Below are 18,778 nucleotides of genomic sequence, written 5' to 3' on the forward strand. Positions count from 1 at the left end.
ACATATCTGGCGTTGATTTTTGGCACGCTGTTGAGTTCTCAAGGAACGGACGCTTCCTTTGTACTCACCCTCTCGGGCTTTCCTCCGGGCTTCCCTTCGGTGTTCCAAACTCTATCAGTGTTTTTCCGGCCCCCTGACCACCGTCCTGCAGGCATGCAGAAGGTGACCCCGGGATAGGATCTGACAAGTTGGGTGCTGCCAGGCCAAGCAAAGACGCTTGGTCGCATCGCTCGGCCTCAAGCAGGAGTACGACTGTACATGCGGCCGTGGAGCAGGTGCAAATCGATTAGAGGTGTGGTCTAGACCACTAATCCCGACCTCTCGGGCGGAACCGGTACTACATATGACATACCCTGCTGCTCAGCGTGCCGTCCGGGACAGGTAGTGACGGCCCCATCACATTTCCACCCCTGGGAGGCTTCCCATGACCAGCGTGACGTCCCCGCTCGCAGGACGCGCCATCGGACTGACCGAGGTGCCGGATCCCGTCTTCTCCGGGGCCATGGTCGGCCCCGGCACCGCCATCGACCCCGTACGTGAGCCTTCCGAGGCCGTCTCTCCCGTGGACGGGGTCATCGTCTCCCTCCACCCTCACGCCTTCGTCGTCGTGGACAGCGAGGGGCATGGTGTTCTGACCCATCTCGGTATCGACACCGTGCAGCTCAATGGCGAGGGTTTCGAACTGCTCGTCAGCAAGGGCGACACCGTGACCCGGGGCCAGAGTGTCGTGCGCTGGAACCCGGCCGCCGTGGAGGCCGCCGGCAAGTCCCCGGTGTGCCCGATCGTGGCCCTTGAGGCCGCTGCCGAGTCCCTCTCCGAGCTCCGCGAGGACGGCGATGTGAAGGCCGGCGACAGGCTCTTCTCCTGGGAGTGACGTCAGTGCCGTCGCAATGACGGTGTGCAGGACAACCACCGCGGCGGCGGGACCCGCCGCACTATCGGAGACGGGTGAGATGGAGACAACGCTGCGAGGCGTCGGTGTGAGCCACGGTGTGGCGATCGGCGAGGTTCGGCACATGGGGACGGCGGTTCTGGAACCGCCTGCCAAGCAGATTCCGGTGGAGGACGCGGAGCGTGAACAAGGGCGCGCCCGCCAGGCCGTGGACGCTGTGGCGGCCGACCTGATGGCACGCGGCAATCTGGCGGGGGGCGAAGCCCAGGCGGTACTCGAGGCCCAGGCCATGATGGCCCAGGACCCCGAGTTGATGACGGACGTGGATCGCCGTATCTCCGTCGGCAGCACGGCCGAGCGGGCCGTCTACGACGCCTTCGCCGCCTACCGTGCCCTGCTGGCTGGTGCCGGTGACTATCTGGCCGGTCGGGTGGCCGACCTCGATGATGTGCGGAACCGTATCGTCGCCCGGTTGCTCGGGGTGCCGATGCCGGGTGTGCCGGACAGCGACGAGCCGTACGTGCTGATCGCTCGTGACCTTGCTCCTGCCGATACGGCGCTCCTGGACCCAACCCTCGTGCTCGGTTTTGTCACCGAGGAGGGCGGGCCGACCAGTCACAGCGCGATCCTGGCGCGGGCGCTCGGTGTGCCCGCTGTGGTGGCGCTGCCGGGGGCCGGTGAGTTGGCCGAGGGGACGGTTGTCGCCGTGGACGGCAGCACCGGCGAGATCTTCGTGAACCCGAGTGATGAGAAGAAGGCCGAGTTGGAGGCCGCGGCTGCCGCGCGCAAGGCCGCTCTTTCCTCTTCGACGGGGCCGGGTGCCACCTCCGACGGGCACAAGGTGCCGTTGCTCGCCAACGTGGGCGGTCCCGCTGATGTGCCGGCCGCGCTGGAGGCGGGGGCCGAGGGTGTGGGGCTCTTCCGTACCGAGTTCCTTTTCCTGGACGACAGCAAGAACGCGCCGTCCGAGGAGAAGCAGGTCGAGGCCTACCGGCAGGTGCTCGAGGCGTTCCCCGAGGGGCGTGTCGTCGTGCGGGTGCTGGACGCCGGCGCGGACAAGCCGCTCGACTTCCTGACGCCCGCCGACGAGCCGAACCCGGCTCTGGGTGTGCGCGGGTTGCGTTCGTTGCTCGACCACCCCGACGTGCTGCGGACTCAGCTGACCGCGCTCGCGAAGGCCGCCGAGGGACTGCCTGTCTACCTTGAGGTCATGGCTCCGATGGTCGCGGACCGTGCGGACGCCAAGGCGTTCGCGGACGCGTGCCGGGAGGCCGGCCTGCGGGCGAAGTTCGGCGCGATGGTGGAGATTCCGTCGGCCGCGCTGCGGGCGCGCTCGATTCTGCAGGAGGTCGAGTTCCTGTCGCTGGGGACCAACGACCTCGCGCAGTACACGTTCGCCGCCGACCGACAGGTGGGCGCTGTGTCCCGTCTGCAGGATCCGTGGCAGCCCGCGCTGCTCGACCTGGTGGCGATGTCCGCCGAGGGGGCGAAGGCCGAGGGCAAGAGCTGTGGTGTCTGTGGCGAGGCCGCGTCCGACCCGTTGCTGGCTTGTGTGTTGACCGGTCTTGGGGTCACCTCCCTTTCCATGGGTGCGGCTTCGATTCCGTATGTGCGGTCGACGCTGGCCAAGTACACGCTGGCCCAGTGCGAGCGGGCCGCGCTGGCGGCCCGGGCCGCGGACAGTGCCGAGGAGGCACGTCAGGCGGCTCAGGCGGTGCTGTCCGGCGAGTAGTCGGGCAGGTAGCCGTCCGTCGGCTCTGGCTCAGGGGCGCCCCACCACCAGGTGGGGCGCCCCTGGCGTGTTCAGTGGTGGTGTCCTCCCGGGGGCTGTTCCAGGTCGCCGAGGTCGGGTGGCACGCAGTAGTCGACGCCTGATTCTGGAGAGATCAGGTCTCCGGATTCGACGTCGGTGCAGTAGGCGTCGAAGACCTCGCCGGCGGTCAGGGGTTCGAGGCCGTCGCCGCGCAGGCGCCAGCCGTAGATGCAGTCGGTGGTGTCGGGGCTGGTGGTGCGCATGACGAGGCCGCCGGGGCTTCGGGTGGCGATGCCGAGGGCGAGGATGCTGGTGAATTCGAGGGCTTCGACGTCGTCCAGGTGGGTGGCGCCGTCCTCGTCCTGGTCGGCGTGGAGGGCGGCGACGATGGTTTCCGGTGTTCCCGAGACGCTGCACACCAGATGTCGGTTTCCGGGTCGGGCCGTGTCGAGGATGCGGACGAGGAGGCCGGAGGCTCGGGTGAAGGCCGCGCGGCCGATGTCCTCGCCGCAGGTGGCGCAGGTGCCGAGGCGGGCCAGGAGTGTGGTCACGTACTCCCAGGTCGCCTGGCGGACGGCCTCGTCGACGAGGGCCGGGAGGAGGTCGGCGAGCGGTTGGCCGTCGTAGGGCAGGGTGGGGCCGGTGGTGGCGAGTTCGGCGGTGAAGCGGGTGCGGCTCGACGGGTTGTCGGGGTCCAGGCCGCTGTCGGCGCAGAACTCGGCGTATTCCTGGGGGTCGAAGAGGGCCACGGTGGTGTGGCTGCCTTGGGAGGCTCGGCTCCTGAGGAGTGCCTCCACCTGTTGGAGGTAGGCGGTGTGGTCGTCGAAGGCGAAGCTGCGGTAGCGCCGCATGGCGCGGAAGTCCTGCTCGTCGGTCAACAGGCCGATGGTGCCCGCGATTTCGCGGCGCAGAACGCGTCGCATGGTCTGGTGGTCGGTGTGCGCCATGTTTCCCCCTGTGCGCGATGGATCAATGCTCACTCACAGTAACCGGCGCCACTGACAACGAGGTCCGAGCCAGTGGTCGGCGGACCAGTCGGTGCTGGATTCCGCAGGTCAGAGCGATGACAGCACCGAAGACGGTCCAGCCGAGGGGGCCGGCGGCGATGGCCGCGGTGACCGCGAGTGGGCCGATGCTGCGCTGGGTCGACTGGGCCAGTCCGTGGACGCCGAGGTAGGCGCCTTGCGCGGTGCCGGGTGCGAGGGCGACGGAGAGTTCCCACGAGACGGTGGCGTGCACCATCTCCGCCACGGTGAAGGCGGCCGCAGAGGCGGTCAGGAGCACTGTCGCGGTGACGGCTCCGCCGGTGGCCGAGAGGGCGAGGGTGGTCCCGCCCAGGGCGAAGGCTGCGGAGAGCGGGATCAGCAGGTTGCAGGCGGCTGCCGTCGTGGTGCCGAAGCGGGCCAGGGGGACCAGGAAGGCCACGACCATCACGTTGTTGAGGACCATCAACAGGGGTGCCAGGCCGTGCGGCGCCTCGCTGGCGTGGGCGATCCACAGCGGCAGGCCGACCTTGAAGACGGCGTCGTCGAGGAAGAGGACGGTCTCGGTCGCGACGTAGGCGAGGTAGGTGCGGTCGCGCCAGGGGTTCGGGGGCTTGCTCGCGGGTGGCGTGTCCTTCGATGTCGCGCTGACGCGCTGTGGTGACGGGGGTTCGCCGCAGCGCACGGTGAGCGTCGCGACGGCGACGAAGGAGAGGGCGTCGCCGAGAAGGAGCCAGTGGTAGGCGGCGGTTGTGCCGAGGGCGAGTGCGCCCGCTGCGGCGAGACCGCCCAGGGCCCAGCCCGCGTTGGCGACGGTTCGGCTGATGGCCTGGTAGCGGATGCGGTCCGGTCCGGCGACGCGGGTGGCATAGAGCTTGGTGAGCACGTTGGCGGCGCGGTCGCCGAAGCCGCCGGCGGCCGAGAAGGCGATCAGGAGGACGTAGTTGTCCGTGGTGAGCAGGGCGAAGGAGGCGAGAGCGCGCAGGAGTTGGAGGGCGGTGAGGACACGGGTGAGCGGGAATCGGTCGGCGAGGCGACCGCCCAGGGGTGCGCCGGCGATGCCGATGGCTCCCGCGATCGCAGCGAGGGTTCCGACCTGGGCGACGGAGAGATGCGAGACGTAGGTGAAGTACAGGACGGACACGGAGGCCCACAGGCCGCTGCCGGTGCGGTCGACGAGGGCGATCGCGAGCATTCTGCGACTGTCGCGCCCTCCGGGTATGCGTTTCGGCCGTGCGGCTGCGCGACGGGTCGTGCTCACTGCTCCCCCTTGCATCTCATTATGTATTGATACATAGTTGATGACGTGGCAATACAATATGGGATCAGTGGTGCGACGGCCAAGGGGATTGCCGCGTCCGTCGAGCGGTCCGTGGCCGAGGGTTTGCTGGGGCCGGACGCCGCGCTGCCTCCGGTACGGCGGCTCGCGGACGAGCTCGGGGTGAGTCCGGGCACGGTCGCCACCGCGTACAAGGAGTTGCGGCAGCGGGGCATCGTCGTCACGCGCGGGCGGGGCGGGACCGTGGTGGCGCAGGCCCCCTCGGTGGCGTCCCGACGGCCGCCCCGGGTCCCGGAGGGGCTGCGGGATCTGGCCGGCGGGCACCCCGACCCGCTCTTCCTGCCCGCCTTGGTGCCGCCCTCGCGGCTGTCCCCGGGTGTGCGGTCGCACCGGTCGACGCCTCGGCTGGCGCGGTTGGAGGAGGCCGTACGGGACTGGCTGGGACGCGACGGTGTGCCCGTGGAGCAGGTGACCTTCGCGCACGGTGCGCTGGATCTGATCGGGCGCCTGCTGTCGGTGGAGTTGCGGCCCGGGGACGCGGTGGCCATGGAGGATCCCGGATATCACCATCTGCTGGATCTGGTCACGGCGTTGAGGCTGCGGAGCGTGCCGGTCGCCGTGGACGACGAGGGTCTGCGTCCCGATGCGCTGCGCGTGGCGCTGCGGGCGGGGGTGCGTGCCGTGGTGTGCAGCCCCCGGGCACAGAATCCGTACGGCGGCGGCTTCTCGGCCGCGCGTCGCGACGCCTTGGTCGAGGTGCTCCGGGAGGGGCCCGAGGTGCTCGTCGTGGAGAACGATCACGCGTCCGCCGTGGCGGGCGCTCCCCTGTGGTCGCTGGCTTCCGGTGGGTTGGCGCGCTGGGTGCATGTGCGGACGGTGAGCAAGTTCCTCGGTACCGATCTGAGGTGGGCCGCGGCGGCTTGCGATCGGACCACGCTGGCGCGCCACGACGGGCGGTTGCTGCTGACGTCCGGCTGGGTGAGTCATCTCCTCCAGGAGACCGTCCATGGGCTGATGACGGACGACGCCACGCGCGCGTTGGTCACGCGTGCTCAAGAGGCGTACGAACTGCGCCGGGAGACCCTCCGCAGGGAGCTGGCCGGGCGGGGGATCATGTCGCGCGGGGCGAGCGGGTTGAATCTCTGGGTGCCGGTGCGGGACGAGTCCGCCGTGGTCAACGGGCTGCGGTCGTACGGCTGGTGGGTCGCCGCGGGGGCGCGCTTCCGGCTGGCGTCCGAGCCGGGGGTACGGATCTCCGTCGCCGAACTCGAACCGGCCGACGCGGTGCGGCTGGCCTCGGACTTCGCCGCTGTGCTCGGCGAGGGCGAGTCCGAGGCCACCTATGGAGGGTGATCGGCCGCTACGGGAGGGCGATCAGGCGCGTTTGCGGGCGAGGTCCTCGTAGAAGCTCAGCAGGTCGAGGTTGTCGATGGAGCCCGGGTTGACCGCCTTCTCCAACGGGGTGCCCTGGAGGAGGCGTTTGACGGGTACCTCGATGCGCTTTCCGGTGAGGGTGTGCGGGACTCCGGGGACCTCGATGACCTCGTCGGGGACGTGGCGTGGGGAGAGTTGTTCGCGGATCGTCTGCTTGATGCGGCCCAGGAGGGCGTCGTCCAGGACGGCTCCGGGGGCGAGGTGCACGAAGAGGGGCATCCAGTAGCCGCCGTCGGGCTGTTCGATGCCGATGACGAGGGACTCCTTGATCTCCGGGAGCCGTTCGACCGCTTCGTAGATGTCGGCCGAACCCATGCGTACGCCTTGGCGGTTGAGCGTGGAGTCGGAGCGGCCGTGGATGACGACGGAGCCCCGGGAGGTGACGGTGATCCAGTCGCCGTGGCGCCACACTCCGGGGTAGGTGTCGAAGTAGCTGTCGTGGTAGCGGGTGCCTTCGGGGTCGTTCCAGAAGTAGATCGGCATGGACGGCATGGGGTTGGTGACGACGAGTTCGCCGACCTCGTCGACCAAGGGGGCGCCGTTCGGGTCCCAGGACTGGAGGTCGGTGCCGAGGCCGGGGGCCTGGAGTTCGCCGATGTACACCGGGAGGGTCGGTACGGCTCCCGCGAAGCAGGAGCAGACGTCCGTGCCGCCGCTGACCGAGGCGATCCACAGGTCGTCGCGGACCTCGTCGTGCAGCCAGCGGAAGCCGTCCGGGGGCAGCGGTGATCCGGTGGTGGCGACGCACCGCACCTGGGAGAGGTCGAAGTCGCGGGAGGGGTGCACGCCAGCCTTGCGGCAGGCCATGACGTACGCGGCCGAGGTGCCGTAGAGGGTCGCTCCGGTGCGTTCGGCGATGCGCCACTGGGCGGCCGTGTCGGGGTACCCGGGGCTGCCGTCGTAGAGGACGATCGTCGTGCCCGTCAGGAGGCCGGAGACGAGGAAGTTCCACATCATCCAGCCGGTGGACGTGTACCAGAAGAAGCGGTCCTCGGGGCCCAGGTCGCAGTGCAGGCCGAGTTGTTTGAGGTGTTCCACGAGGATGCCGCCCTGGGACTGGACGATGGCCTTGGGGAGGCCGGTCGTGCCCGAGGAGTAGAGCACCCAGAGGGGGTGCTCGAAGGGGACCTCTTCGAAGACGGGTTCCACGTCGGCCGAGGTGAGGGACGACCAGTCCAGGGCGCCTTCGGGGGCGTCGGTGCCCAGGAGGGGGATGTGGACCACCGCGCGGAGGGTGGGCAGTTCGCGGCGGAGTTCGGCGACCGTCTCGCGGCGGTCGTGCTCCTTGCCGCCGTAGCGGTAGCCGTCGACGGTGAACAGGACCACCGGTTCGACCTGTTGGAAGCGGTCCAGGACGCTGCGGGCGCCGAAGTCGGGGGCGCAGGACGTCCAGACGCCGCCCACGGCGGCTGTGGCGAGCAGGGCGACGACGGCATGCGGGACGTTCGGGAGGTAGCCGCTGACGCGGTCTCCGGGGCGTACGCCGAGGGTGCGCAGTTCGGCGGCCAGGGACCCGACCTGGCGGCGCAGCTCCGCCCAGGTGACCGGGCGCGGCTCGTGGGTCTCGTCGACGTACAGGAGGGCCGGTTCGTGCGCGCGGGTCGCGCTCGCGCGCAGGGCGTGCTCGGCGTAGTTGAGGGTCGCTCCGGGGAACCAGTGGGCGCCGGGCATCGAGCGTTCGCCGAGCACGCGCGCGTAGGGGGTCGAGAAGCGGACGTCGAACCACTCGGTGACGGCCTGCCAGAACGTGTCCAGTTCGGCGACGGACCAGCGGTGCAGTGCCGCGTAGCCGCCGTCGGCGGGGGCTCCGTGGTGTTCGGCCGCCCAGGCCTGGAACCTGGTGACCTGTGCCTGGGCGATGCGTTCCGGATCTGGCTGCCAGAGCGGCAGGGGGTTCGCGGTCGACATGGGGCGGCTCCCGGGACTGTGCGCGTCGTGTGCGTCGGGCGCGCACGTGCGGGGGTGTGCGCGTGACGCGGCTGACACGGACGATGCCATGTGATCGACTTCTGCACCAGGGCACGCCCCACATAGTCCGCGCCGTGAAGATGTGGTCCCACCACGGGTGAACGGAAGTTGAACGAAGCGGTTATCCGCGGCCCGTAATGGCAGGGTGAGCAGCATGGATGGTCGTGACCTGGTGCGTTCGGTGAAGGTGGTCGGTTCGACGGGGGCGGCGCAGGGGTTGCGTACCGTACGGGCGGCGTGGCGCAGGAAGCGTGCCGACGCCACCGGGTTGCCCGCGCGGGGGGCCGAGCGGGCGCGTGTGCCCGGGCCGGTGCGGGAGGCGGAGCCCGGGCCCGGTGGCGGAGTCGTCCGGTTCAGCCGTTCCGAACTGCGCATCACCGTCGCCGTGAACGGGGCGGTCTTCTGGGGCTGGGACGGGGCCGCTCCGGAGCCCTCGTACGCGCTGGCCGGGCGGTGCCCCGAGCCGGACCCCCGGGCCGTCCTGGAGCCGGACAAGGACGGCGGCTGGCGGGTCGTGGCGGAGCGGGTGACGGTCGCCGTGTCGCGGCACGGCGCGGTCGAGGTGCGTACGCCCGGTGGTGTGACGCTGCGCCGGGATCTGCCGCCGCGCTGGTGGGAGCCGGTGGGCGGCGGCACGGCTCGCTGGATGCAGCGGTCGGAGGTGGCCGCGGACGCCCGGTTCTTCGGGCTCGGCGGGCGCGCGTCGGGACCCCGGCTGCGCGACGGGACGTACCGGCTGTGGAACACCGACCCCGGGCGTGCCTTCGGGCCGGGTGACGATCCGCTGTACATCACGATGCCCGTGCAGTTGGTGGTGGCGGACGCGGCCACGCATCTGGTGTTCCACGACACCTCCTGGGACGGCACGGTGAGGCTGCGGGAGGGCGAGGAGGGTGCCGGTTCCGGGCACGACCGGGCGGGGGCGTCCGAGTTGCGGATGGACGGCGGTCCGCTGCGCTGCTGGGTGATCGTGGGCACTCCCGCGCGCGTGCTGCACGCCTGGGTCTCGCTGACCGGTGCTCCCGCGCTGCCGCCGGCGTGGGCGCTGGGGCACCATCACGCGCGGTGGGGCTTCGGCAGTGAGCAGGAGGTACGGCGGATCGTCGCCGGCTACCAGGAGCGTGATCTGCCGCTGGACGCCGTCCACCTGGACATCGACCACTACGACGAGCACCAGGTGTTCACCGTCGACCACGAGCGGTTCCCGAAACTGCCGGTGCTCGCCGAGGAGTTGCGGCGGGACGGCATCCGGCTGGTGTCGATCGTCGACCCGGCGGTGAAGGCCGAGCCCGGGAACGCCGTCTACGACAGCGGCACGACCGAGGACGCCTTCGTGCGGGACGCGTCGGGGCGGCTGGTGCGGGGTGTCGTATGGCCCGGGGAGGCGGTTTTCCCGGACTTCACGCACGCGCGTGTGCGTGAGTGGTGGGGCGGGCTCTACCAGGAGCGGCTCGCGCAGGGGTTCGCGGGTTTCTGGCACGACATGAACGAGCCCACGTCGTTCGCCGCCTTCGGGGAGTCGACGCTGCCGCGTTCGGCCCGGCACGACCTGGAGGGGCGGGGCGGTGACCATCGTGAGGCGCACAACGTGTACGCGCTGTGCATGGCCAGAGCGGCCTATGAGGCCTTGCGTGAATTGGCCCCCCAGGAGCGGCCGTTCCTCTTCTCGCGCTCCGGGTGGGCCGGGATGCAGGCCTACGGGGGCACCTGGTCCGGTGATGTGGCCACCGGCTGGCCGGGGCTGCGGGCCTCGCTGGCGCTGGTGATGGGGCTGGGGCTGTGCGGGGTGCCGTACTCGGGTCCGGACGTGGGCGGTTTCGACGGGAGTCCGTCGCCCGAGCTGTATCTGCGCTGGTTCCAACTGGGCGCGTATCTGCCGCTGTTCCGTACGCACGCGAGTCCCCGCGCGGGGCGTCGCGAGCCCTGGGAGTTCGGCGGCGACGTGCTGGAGCACGCGCGCGTGGCGCTCGTCGAGAGACGGCGGCTGCTGCCGTACTTCATGACGCTGGCGCATCTGGCGCGGCGGACCGGGGCGCCGTATGCGCGGCCCCTGTGGTGGGGTGCTCCGGAGGATCGTGCGCTACGGGACTGCGAGGACGCCTTCATGCTGGGCGACTGCCTCTTGGTGGCGCCGGTGCTCACCCCGGGGTCGGACCGGCGTGCGGTGCAGTTGCCGCGGGGGCGTTGGTACGACACGGAGACGGAGCGGGCGTACGAGGGGCCGGCCCAGGTTCTCGTCGACGCCCCGTTGTCGCGGATTCCGGTGTTCGCGCGCGCGGGTGCCGTGCTGCCGGTGCGCGGTGCGGACGGCGGCCTTGAGCTGGAGGTGTGGGCGCCCGCCCGGGGGCGGACCGGGGGCGGGCTGGTGGTGCCGGACGCGGGCGACGGCTGGGACGAGCCGGAGATCGAGCGGTACGTCGCCCGCTGGGAGGGCCGGCGGGTGGTCGTGGAGCGGGAGTCGGACGACGGCGTGAGCGCGCCGTCCTACCCGGTGCGGGTGCGCGGGCTGGGTGAGGGCTGACCTCAGATGTACCGGCCTTCGAACCAGGCCCTGACGGCCACGGAGTGGAGTGGGAAGGCGAGTTCCTCGGGCCTGCGCAGGAGGTGCCAGCCCTCCGTCTCGTCGGTGGCGGCGGACTGGGGCAGGGTTTCGACCGGGCGTTCGGGGAGGACTCCGAAGAGCAGGAGATGGCCGTCGGGCGAGCTGATGGCGTCGACGAGTCGTACGTCGCGGGTCGCGGCGTCGATGCCCGTCTCCTCCCTGAGTTCGCGGACGAGGGCCGCCCGCCAGTCCTCGCGGTGGTCGACGTAACCGCCCGGCAGGGCGACGCCTCCGCGCGCGGGGGCGACGGTTCGGGTGATGACGACCAGGGCGGTGCCCTTCGTGTCGTACACGGGCTGGAGTGCCACGGCGACGGGCAGCGGGTTGCGGTAGGCGACCGTGCCGCAGGCCGGGCAGGTGCGGGGCCAGCCGGAGACGCCCTCTCCGTAGGGCGATCCGCAGCTCGAACAGTGGGAGTCCGGCGCGGAGTTGGGGACGGAGCCTTGAGTTTCGGACACCCGGCGGACTGTATCCGATCAAGCGGAGGGCGTCTTTCCGGGGGCCGCGCGAGTAAACGGGAAACGGCCGGAACCACCCCCGTGGGCCCCGGCCGTCCCTCCCGGTATCACGACGCCGTAAGTGGCTCGATGGTTCACCGAAACGGCCTGCTCATTTTCCGTTGCCCGTGGCACACTTCTGACGTTCCGTCAGATCCAGTGCTGTGGAGGGACGTTGTCGCGGACACGCGCACCTGTGGTCACCGATTGGTTCACCGGGGACGGGGACGACTTCCGGCTGCTCGGCACGCGCTGTTCCGGGTGCGCCTCGGTCTTCTTCCCGCGTGAGGACGGCCATTGCCGCAATCCGACCTGCCCGGGCGGCGACCTGGAGGAGGTCCCGCTGTCGCGGCGCGGCCGTGTCTGGTCGTACACGGACAGCCGGTACCGGCCACCGTCACCGTATGTGAGCGATCCGGAACTTCCGTGGGAACCGTACGCGTTGATCGCTGTGGAGCTGGAGTCCGAGCGGATCGTGGTGCTGGGACAGGCGGTTCCCGGGACCACCGTCGCCGATCTGACGGTGGGCATGGAGGTGGAGGTCGTCCCCGGTGTGCTCGACGAGGACACGGAGACGACCTGGACGACCTGGCACTGGCGGCCTACGGGGGTGGGGGCATGACGGCGGACGTGGCGGTGCTCGGCGCGGGCATGCACCCCTGGGGCAAGTGGGGGCGGAGCTTCGTCGAGTACGGGACGGCGGCGGCCCGCGCGGCGCTCGCCGACGCCGGTCTGGAGTGGCGGGACGTCGGTTCGATCGTCGGCGCGGACACGGTGCGTGGCGGATACCCGGGGTATGTGGCGGGCGCGACGTTCGCGAAGGCGCTGGGCTGGCAGGGTGCCCGGGTGACGAGCGTGTACGCGGCCTGCGCGTCCGGGGCGCAGGCCGTCAACGCCGCCCGGGCGCAGATCCTTTCGGGGCTCGCGGACGTGGTGCTGGTCGTGGGCGCCGACGCCGCGCCCAAGGGGTTCTTCCGGCCGGCCGGCGGGGACCGGCACGACGATCCGGACTGGCTCCGCTTCCGGGTCCTCGGGGCGACGAACCCGACGTACTTCGGGCTGTACGCGCGCCGGCGGATGGCCCTCTACGGGGACACCCCGGAGGACTTCGCCCAGGTGAAGGTGAAGAACGCCGCCCTGGGAGTGCTGAATCCGTACGCGCGCTACCGCAAGCGGGTCTCCGCCGAGGAGGTCGCCGCCTCCGCGGTGGTCGCCGATCCGCTGCGGCTGCTCGACATCTGCGCCACCTCGGACGGCGGGGCCGCCCTGGTGCTGTCGAGCATGGAGTTCGCGCGCCGGCACGGGGCGGCGGACCCGGTGCGGATCCGCGCGGTGTCCACGGTGACGCCCCGCTACCCCAACACGGTGCTGGACCTCCCTGACATCGCCACGGACTCCGCGGCGGGCGCACCACCGCCGGACGAGACCTTCCGGGCGTCGATCGCCCGCGCGGCCTACGAGGAGGCCGGCATCGGCCCCGAGGATCTCTCCCTGGCCGAGGTGTACGACCTGTCCACCGCCCTGGAGTTGCAGTGGTACGAGGATCTCGGACTGTGCGCGGAGGGCGGGGGCGCCAAGCTGCTGCGGGAGGGCGCGACGGCCCTGGGCGGGCGCATACCGGTGAACGCGAGCGGCGGGCTGGCCTCCTTCGGGGAGGCCGTGCCGGCGCAGGCGATCGCCCAGGTCTGCGAGTTGACCTGGCAGCTGAGAGGCGACGCGGGTGACCGGCAGGTCGCGGGGGCGCGAGTGGGGATCACCGCGAACCAGGGGTTGTTCGGGCACGGATCGGCGGTGCTGGCGGTGCGGTGAGCGGTGGAGTGCCGCCCGAGCGGTGTGAACGGCCCGCCAGGTGCGTGAACGTCTTATGAACTGGGCCTGGGCGTACGCCGGTGGCGTCATCATGCTGCCGTGCGCTCCAGGACGGACACTCTCCGCTTCGCCTTCCAACCGGTGGTCAATCTGACCACCGGCGGAATCGCGGGCCTGGAAGTACTCCTCCGCCCGGAGACGGGCGACATCCTGGCCGAGGCCCGCCGCGATCCCGAACTCGACGGCAAGCTGGCCGTGTTGGCGGTCCGCGCCGCCGCCCGCAAGGAGACGCTGCTGCCGCTGCACATCAATGTGTTCGCCGGCACCCTCGCCGACCTCGGCGGGCTCACCGCACTGCACAGAGCGGTCCGCGAGGCGGGACGGCTGCCGTGGGAGGTGACGGTCGACATCGTCCCGCCCTTCACGCACGTGCCGCGACGGGCGCTCCTGGAGGCTGTGTCCGCGCTGCGCGGCCAGGGGTTCCGGATCAGTGCCGACGGCGTCGGCGACGGTGACATTCCCCTGCGGCTGCTCACGGATCTCGCGCCCGACCTGGTGAAGCTCGACGCCTCGCTGCTGGAGCGGCCCGCCGCGGTGCGCGCGATGCGGACCTTGTGCGAGCAGTTGGGCGCCCTGCTGTGCGTGGAGGGGGTGGAGACCGAGGCGCAGTGCGCGACCGCGCGATCGGCCGGCGCGCAGCTGGCTCAGGGCGAGCTGTTCGCGCCGGCGACCCGGGTTCCCGCAGCGGACGTATACGTTCCGCCCCGGCCGCCCGGCCTCGCGACGACACCGCCGTCCGGGCCGTGGGTGCGGGAGTTCGTCCGGCCGGCCGCGCTGTTGCCCGACACCGCGTCCGCCGACCAGGTCCGCGCGCTGCTGACCGGCTCGCCCGACGTCTCCGGAGTGGTGCTCGTGGACCGGGAAGGGGTGCCGGTCCGGTCGGTGCACCGGTCCCGCTTCCTGCTGTCGATGTCGGGGCGCTACGGGCACGCCCTGTACGCCGACCGGCCCGCCGCCAAGCTCGGGGACGTGCCGCGGACGATCGGCGTCGACGCGACCGCCTGGGAGGTCCTGGACGTCGTCGCGGTCGGCGACGCGGACCGTACGTCGGACGACGTGGCCGTCGTCGACCGGTACGGGCGGTGCGTGGGCGTCGTACGACTGGCGGATCTGGTGCGGGCGTTGGCCGAGACGCGGGTCGAGGAGGCCGCGGGGCTCAATCCGCTGACGAGGCTGCCCGGTTCGGACGCGATCACCGGTGAGGTGGACCGGCGGATCGCGGACGGGCGGGCGTTCGCGCTGAGTTGGCTGGATGTCGACCACTTCAAGCAGGTCAACGACGGGGCCGGTTTCGCGGCGGGCGACGAGTTGATCCGCTCGGTGGGGCAGGCGCTGCAGCGGGCCGCGACCGGGCACGCGCGCGTGGGGCACATCGGCGGGGACGACTTCCTGGTGCTCACCGATCCCGAAGGGCTGGAGCAGTTGGCCGCCGCCGTGCTGAACGTGCCCTGGGCGGCGGGCGGCAGGGCGGTGACGCTGTCCCTGGCCACCGTGCTGTGCGTGCCGGGCAGTGTGGCCGACCACCGGCAGGCCGCCGCGTGTCTGGCGCCGCTGAAGAAGGCGGCGAAGTCGCTGCACGGCACGAGTTGGGTGCTGAGCCAGGCAGGGCTCGGCGAGTACGAGATCCTGCGTGGCACGCCTGTGACGCCCGTACAGGCCGACCACGCGGCGGTGGAGTCGCACGGGCGCTGAGAGCGGCTCAGGAGCTTCCTACGGGGCTCCAGGGGCCGTCAGGGCGGGTGTCACCGTTGCCGTCCGCGACCTTGACGCTCCCTGGGCACCGGTGAACACTTCCCGGTGTCGGTCGACATCGCCGTACATTCTCGGCGTACCAGGCACTGCGCCGCGCGGGCTGCGCCTGCGCTCAGGCCCACTCCCCCAAGGGCGATCTCGGCTGCGACGGCACGCTCGTCACGGACGCCGGGCGGGGCTCGGGACCCTCCCTGCCTTCGGCTGAAGTCGCCAAGGGAACCGCACCCTGCACGGAGGACCGGGGCCGACCGTCCCGGGCCCGGGCCTAGGAGCCGCCATGAGCAATGGAGACATATTCCTCGGTGAGGTCATCGGCACCGCGATCCTGATCCTCTTCGGCGCCGGCGTGGTCGCCGCCGTCGTACTGAACTACTCCAAGGCACAGAACTCCGGTTGGATCGTCATCGCCTTCGGATGGGGTTTCGGCGTGATGGCCGGGGCCTACACGGCCGCGCCGCTGTCCGGTGGGCAGCTCAATCCGGCGGTCACGATCGGGATCGCCATCGACACCGGGAAGTGGGACAAGGTCCCGCTCTACATCGCGGGCCAGATGGTCGGCGCCATGCTCGGCGCGGTGCTGTGCTGGCTGGTCTACTTCGCGCAGTTCCAGGCCAACGCCGAGGAGGAGATGGCGCAGCCCACGCTCGGGATCTTCTCCACCTCGCCCACGATCCGCAATGTCGTGGCGAACCTGATGACGGAGATCATCGCGACCGTCGCGCTGGTCCTGCCGATCCTGGCCTTCGGACTCACCAAGGGACTGGGCGAGTCCGGCACCGCGGTGCTGGTCGTGTCGTTCCTGGTGGTCGGCATCGGTCTGTCGCTCGGCGGGCCCACCGGGTACGCCATCAACCCGGCCCGCGACCTGGGTCCCCGCATCGTCCACTCGCTGCTCCCGATCCCCAACAAGGGCACTTCGGACTGGAGTTACGCGTGGATTCCGGTGGTGGGGCCGCTGATCGGCGGGGCGCTCGCCGGAGTGATCTTCAACGCAGCCTTCTGACAACGGTCTTCGAGCAGTCATCCGAGAGCAGCTCTCCGAAGGATCCGAGGGAAACGACAAAGGGGTCGTCATGACGGACAAGTTCGTCGCCGCAATCGACCAGGGCACCACCTCCAGCCGCTGCATCGTCTTCAACCAGGACGGCGCGATCGTCGCCGTCGACCAGCGTGAGCACCGCCAGATCTTCCCCAAGCCGGGCTGGGTGGAGCACGACGCCACCGAGATCTGGTCCAAGGTGCAGGCGGTGGTCGCCGGGGCGCTCGCCAAGGCCGGTCTGCGCGCCGACCAGCTCAGCGCGCTCGGCATCACCAACCAGCGGGAGACGACGGTCCTCTGGGACCGCGCCACCGGCAAACCCGTGCACAACGCGATCGTGTGGCAGGACACCCGCACCGCGGCCCTGTGCAAGCAACTGGGCGGCTCGGACGGGCCCGACCGGTTCCGCGAGCAGACCGGGCTGCCGCTCGCCAGCTACTTCTCCGGGCCCAAGGCGGCCTGGCTGCTCGACAACGTGCCCGGCCTCAGGGACCGCGCCGAGCGGGGCGAGATCGCCTTCGGGACGATCGACTCCTGGCTGATCTGGAACCTCACCGGCGGCACCGACGGCGGCCGGCACGTCACGGACGTGACGAACGCCGGGCGCACCATGCTGATGAACCTGGAGACCCTCCAGTGGGACCCGTCCATCCTCGCCGCGATGAACGTGCCCGAGGCGATCCTCCCCGAGATCAGGTCCTCGGCCGAGGTCTACGGCACCGCGGTCGGCCAACTCGCGGGCGTGCCCGTGGCGTCGGCCCTGGGCGACCAGCAGGCCGCCGTCTTCGGACAGGCCTGCTACGACGTGGGCACCGCGAAGAACACCTACGGCACGGGCAGCTTCCTGCTGCTCAACACGGGGAACCGGCCGGTGCCTTCGAAGAACGGGCTCCTCACGACGATGGGCTACAAGATCGGTGACGAGGCGCCGGTCTACTGCCTGGAGGGATCAATAGCCATAACGGGCGCGCTCGTTCAGTGGTTCCGGGACCAGCTCGGCATCATCCGCAGCGCCGACGAGATCGAGAGCCTGGCCGCGAGCGTGGACGACAACGGGGGCGCGTACATCGTGCCCGCGTTCTCCGGGCTGTTCGCGCCCTACTGGCGCTCGGACGCGCGCGGTGTCGTCACCGGGCTGACGCGGTACGTCACCAAGGGGCACCTCGCGCGCGCGGTGCTGGAGGCGACGAGCTGGCAGACGCGGGAGGTCGTGGACGCCATGTTCCAGGACTCCGGGGTGCAGATCACCACCCTGAAGGTGGACGGCGGCATGACCAAGAACAACCTGCTGATGCAGCACCAGGCGGATGTGCTCGACGTACCGGTGATCCGCCCCAAGGTCTCCGAGACGACCTGCCTGGGCGCCGCCTACGCGGCCGGGCTCGCCACCGGTGTGTGGAACGGCCTGGACGAGCTGAAGTCGCACTGGCAGAAGGACGTCGAGTGGTCGCCGTCCATGGAGTCCTCGGTGCGGGACCGCGAGTACCACAACTGGCGCAAGGCCGTGGAGAAGAGCTTCGGCTGGCTGGAGGAGGGCGACAACTAGGCACACGCGCGTGCGTGTTGATCGTGCCTGTTGATGGGGCACGCGCGCGTGCGTCCTTCGACGAGCTGCGGCCCGTACCCCGGTCGGCGGAGGTACGGGCCGCTCCCGCGGCTCAGCTGGTGACGCTCTGGCGGCGCTTCGCGCCGTAGGCCATCGCGTGCTGGACGACCTCGATGAGGACCTCCTTGACCGACGACCGGTCGCGCGCGTCGCACAGCATGAGCGGTACGTCCTGGTCGAGGTCCAGGGCCTGCCGTACGGTCTCCACCGGGTAACGGGAGGCGCCCTCGAAGCAGTTGACGCCGACGACGAAGGGTATGGAGCGCCGCTCGAAGTAGTCGAGGGCGGCGAAGCAGTCCTCCAGGCGGCGGGTGTCGGCGAGGACGACGGCGCCGAGCGAGCCTTCGGAGAGCTCGTCCCACATGAACCAGAACCGCTCCTGACCGGGGGTGCCGAACAGGTAGAGCACCAGGTCCTCGCGCAGGGTGATGCGGCCGAAGTCCATGGCCACGGTGGTGGTGTGCTTGCCCTCCACACCACTGGTGTCGTCGACCGGACGCCCTGCCTCGGTGAGCAGTTCCTCCGTGCGCAGCGGCCTGATCTCGCTGACCGCGCCGACGAGGGTGGTCTTGCCCACGCCGAAGCCGCCGGCCACCAGGATCTTGAGCGTGACGGGCTCGACCGGAGGCTTGCCTCGCTCAGAACGCCCGAAGATCATCGATCTGTTCTCCTGCTTGATGGGGGGGCGGGTCGGGTTCCGCGCGGCTCACAGTGCCCGCAGGCCGCTGATGACGTCGCGGAGAATACTCTCGTCGACCAGTTCGGCCGGGGGTACGGGCCGTGAGACATGGACGAGTTCCTCGTCCACGAGGTCTCCGATGAGGACCCGTATCACGCCGATGGGCAGGTCGAGTTCGGCGGCGAGTTCGGCGACCGACTGCGGGGCGTCACGGCACAGACCGACGATGTCCACGTGCTCCGGGGACAGCGCCTGGTCCGCTTCGGAGTCGTCCGCGCGGGACTCCGCGACCACCACCGCGATCAGGTCGAGGCGGTGCTGTGCCGCACTGGTGGTACGGCCGCGCGTCATGGCGTACGGACGGACGACCGGTCCGGCCTCGTCGTCGAACCAGTGGCCTCTTCCCTGACCGTCTCTGCTCATGT

General features: G+C 70.7%; 15 protein-coding genes. 9 read left to right on the top strand and 6 right to left on the bottom strand.

The window, feature by feature from the left end:
- The first annotated feature begins 424 nt into the window (after positions 1-424).
- Positions 425-874 carry a PTS glucose transporter subunit IIA gene (locus tag JHN45_RS08385; protein WP_200715884.1) on the top strand — a complete coding sequence of 150 codons (450 nt, stop codon included), beginning with the start codon at positions 425-427 and terminating at the stop codon, positions 872-874.
- Between the two features lie 79 nt (positions 875-953).
- A complete protein-coding gene (gene ptsP, locus JHN45_RS08390; RefSeq protein WP_200715883.1) occupies positions 954-2,624 on the top strand; it encodes a phosphoenolpyruvate--protein phosphotransferase in 1,671 nt (556 codons plus the stop codon).
- Between the two features lie 71 nt (positions 2,625-2,695).
- Here ptsP and JHN45_RS08395 read toward each other — a convergent pair whose 3' ends face one another.
- Positions 2,696-3,592, bottom strand: a complete 897-nt coding sequence (locus tag JHN45_RS08395; protein ID WP_200715882.1) for a hypothetical protein — start codon at positions 3,590-3,592, stop codon at positions 2,696-2,698.
- 22 nt (positions 3,593-3,614) lie between these two features.
- Positions 3,615-4,823, bottom strand: a complete 1,209-nt coding sequence (locus JHN45_RS08400) for an MFS transporter (protein ID WP_200715881.1) — start codon at positions 4,821-4,823, stop codon at positions 3,615-3,617.
- A 111-nt stretch (positions 4,824-4,934) separates the two neighbouring features.
- Here JHN45_RS08400 and JHN45_RS08405 point away from each other — a divergent pair, with 111 nt between their 5' ends.
- Entirely contained in the window at positions 4,935-6,260 is a 1,326-nt protein-coding gene (locus JHN45_RS08405) for an aminotransferase class I/II-fold pyridoxal phosphate-dependent enzyme (protein ID WP_307783060.1), read from the top strand.
- A gap of 21 nt (positions 6,261-6,281) precedes the next feature.
- Here JHN45_RS08405 and JHN45_RS08410 read toward each other — a convergent pair whose 3' ends face one another.
- Positions 6,282-8,249 (bottom strand): acetoacetate--CoA ligase, encoded by a 1,968-nt coding sequence (locus tag JHN45_RS08410; protein WP_200715880.1) that lies wholly within the window; start codon positions 8,247-8,249, stop codon positions 6,282-6,284.
- A 214-nt stretch (positions 8,250-8,463) separates the two neighbouring features.
- Here JHN45_RS08410 and JHN45_RS08415 point away from each other — a divergent pair, with 214 nt between their 5' ends.
- Positions 8,464-10,830, top strand: a complete 2,367-nt coding sequence (locus JHN45_RS08415; RefSeq protein ID WP_201048577.1) for a TIM-barrel domain-containing protein — start codon at positions 8,464-8,466, stop codon at positions 10,828-10,830.
- A gap of 2 nt (positions 10,831-10,832) precedes the next feature.
- On the opposite strand, the gene JHN45_RS08420 is transcribed toward JHN45_RS08415, so the two are convergent.
- The gene (locus JHN45_RS08420; RefSeq protein WP_201048578.1) at positions 10,833-11,369 is read right to left on the bottom strand and encodes an NUDIX domain-containing protein; all 537 of its coding nucleotides are present in this window, start codon (positions 11,367-11,369) and stop codon (positions 10,833-10,835) included.
- Positions 11,370-11,604: 235 nt separating this feature from the next.
- Here JHN45_RS08420 and JHN45_RS08425 point away from each other — a divergent pair, with 235 nt between their 5' ends.
- The 5 genes from JHN45_RS08425 to glpK all read left to right on the top strand — a co-directional run bounded on the left by JHN45_RS08425 (position 11,605) and on the right by glpK (position 17,614).
- Positions 11,605-12,030, top strand: a complete 426-nt coding sequence (locus JHN45_RS08425; RefSeq protein WP_200717385.1) for a Zn-ribbon domain-containing OB-fold protein — start codon at positions 11,605-11,607, stop codon at positions 12,028-12,030.
- Positions 12,027-13,217: a lipid-transfer protein gene (locus JHN45_RS08430; protein WP_200717384.1), complete on the top strand. Its 1,191-nt coding sequence runs from the start codon at positions 12,027-12,029 to the stop codon at positions 13,215-13,217. The genes JHN45_RS08425 and JHN45_RS08430 overlap by 4 nt, the downstream gene beginning before the upstream one ends.
- Before the next feature lie 99 nt (positions 13,218-13,316).
- Positions 13,317-14,969, top strand: a complete 1,653-nt coding sequence (locus tag JHN45_RS08435; protein ID WP_200717383.1) for a GGDEF domain-containing protein — start codon at positions 13,317-13,319, stop codon at positions 14,967-14,969.
- Between the two features lie 337 nt (positions 14,970-15,306).
- Positions 15,307-16,032 (top strand): MIP/aquaporin family protein, encoded by a 726-nt coding sequence (locus JHN45_RS08440; RefSeq protein ID WP_200717382.1) that lies wholly within the window; start codon positions 15,307-15,309, stop codon positions 16,030-16,032.
- A 70-nt stretch (positions 16,033-16,102) separates the two neighbouring features.
- Positions 16,103-17,614: a glycerol kinase GlpK gene (gene glpK / locus JHN45_RS08445; protein ID WP_200717381.1), complete on the top strand. Its 1,512-nt coding sequence runs from the start codon at positions 16,103-16,105 to the stop codon at positions 17,612-17,614.
- A gap of 112 nt (positions 17,615-17,726) precedes the next feature.
- On the opposite strand, the gene JHN45_RS08450 is transcribed toward glpK, so the two are convergent.
- Together JHN45_RS08450 and JHN45_RS08455 are read right to left on the bottom strand one after the other, a co-directional pair.
- Positions 17,727-18,332, bottom strand: a complete 606-nt coding sequence (locus JHN45_RS08450; protein WP_200717378.1) for an ATP/GTP-binding protein — start codon at positions 18,330-18,332, stop codon at positions 17,727-17,729.
- 48 nt (positions 18,333-18,380) lie between these two features.
- A complete protein-coding gene (locus tag JHN45_RS08455; RefSeq protein ID WP_200708836.1) occupies positions 18,381-18,776 on the bottom strand; it encodes a DUF742 domain-containing protein in 396 nt (131 codons plus the stop codon).
- Between the last annotated feature and the right edge of the window lie 2 nt (positions 18,777-18,778).

Source organism: Streptomyces sp. MBT53 (assembly GCF_016654115.1).
Taxonomy (GTDB): domain Bacteria; phylum Actinomycetota; class Actinomycetes; order Streptomycetales; family Streptomycetaceae; genus Streptomyces.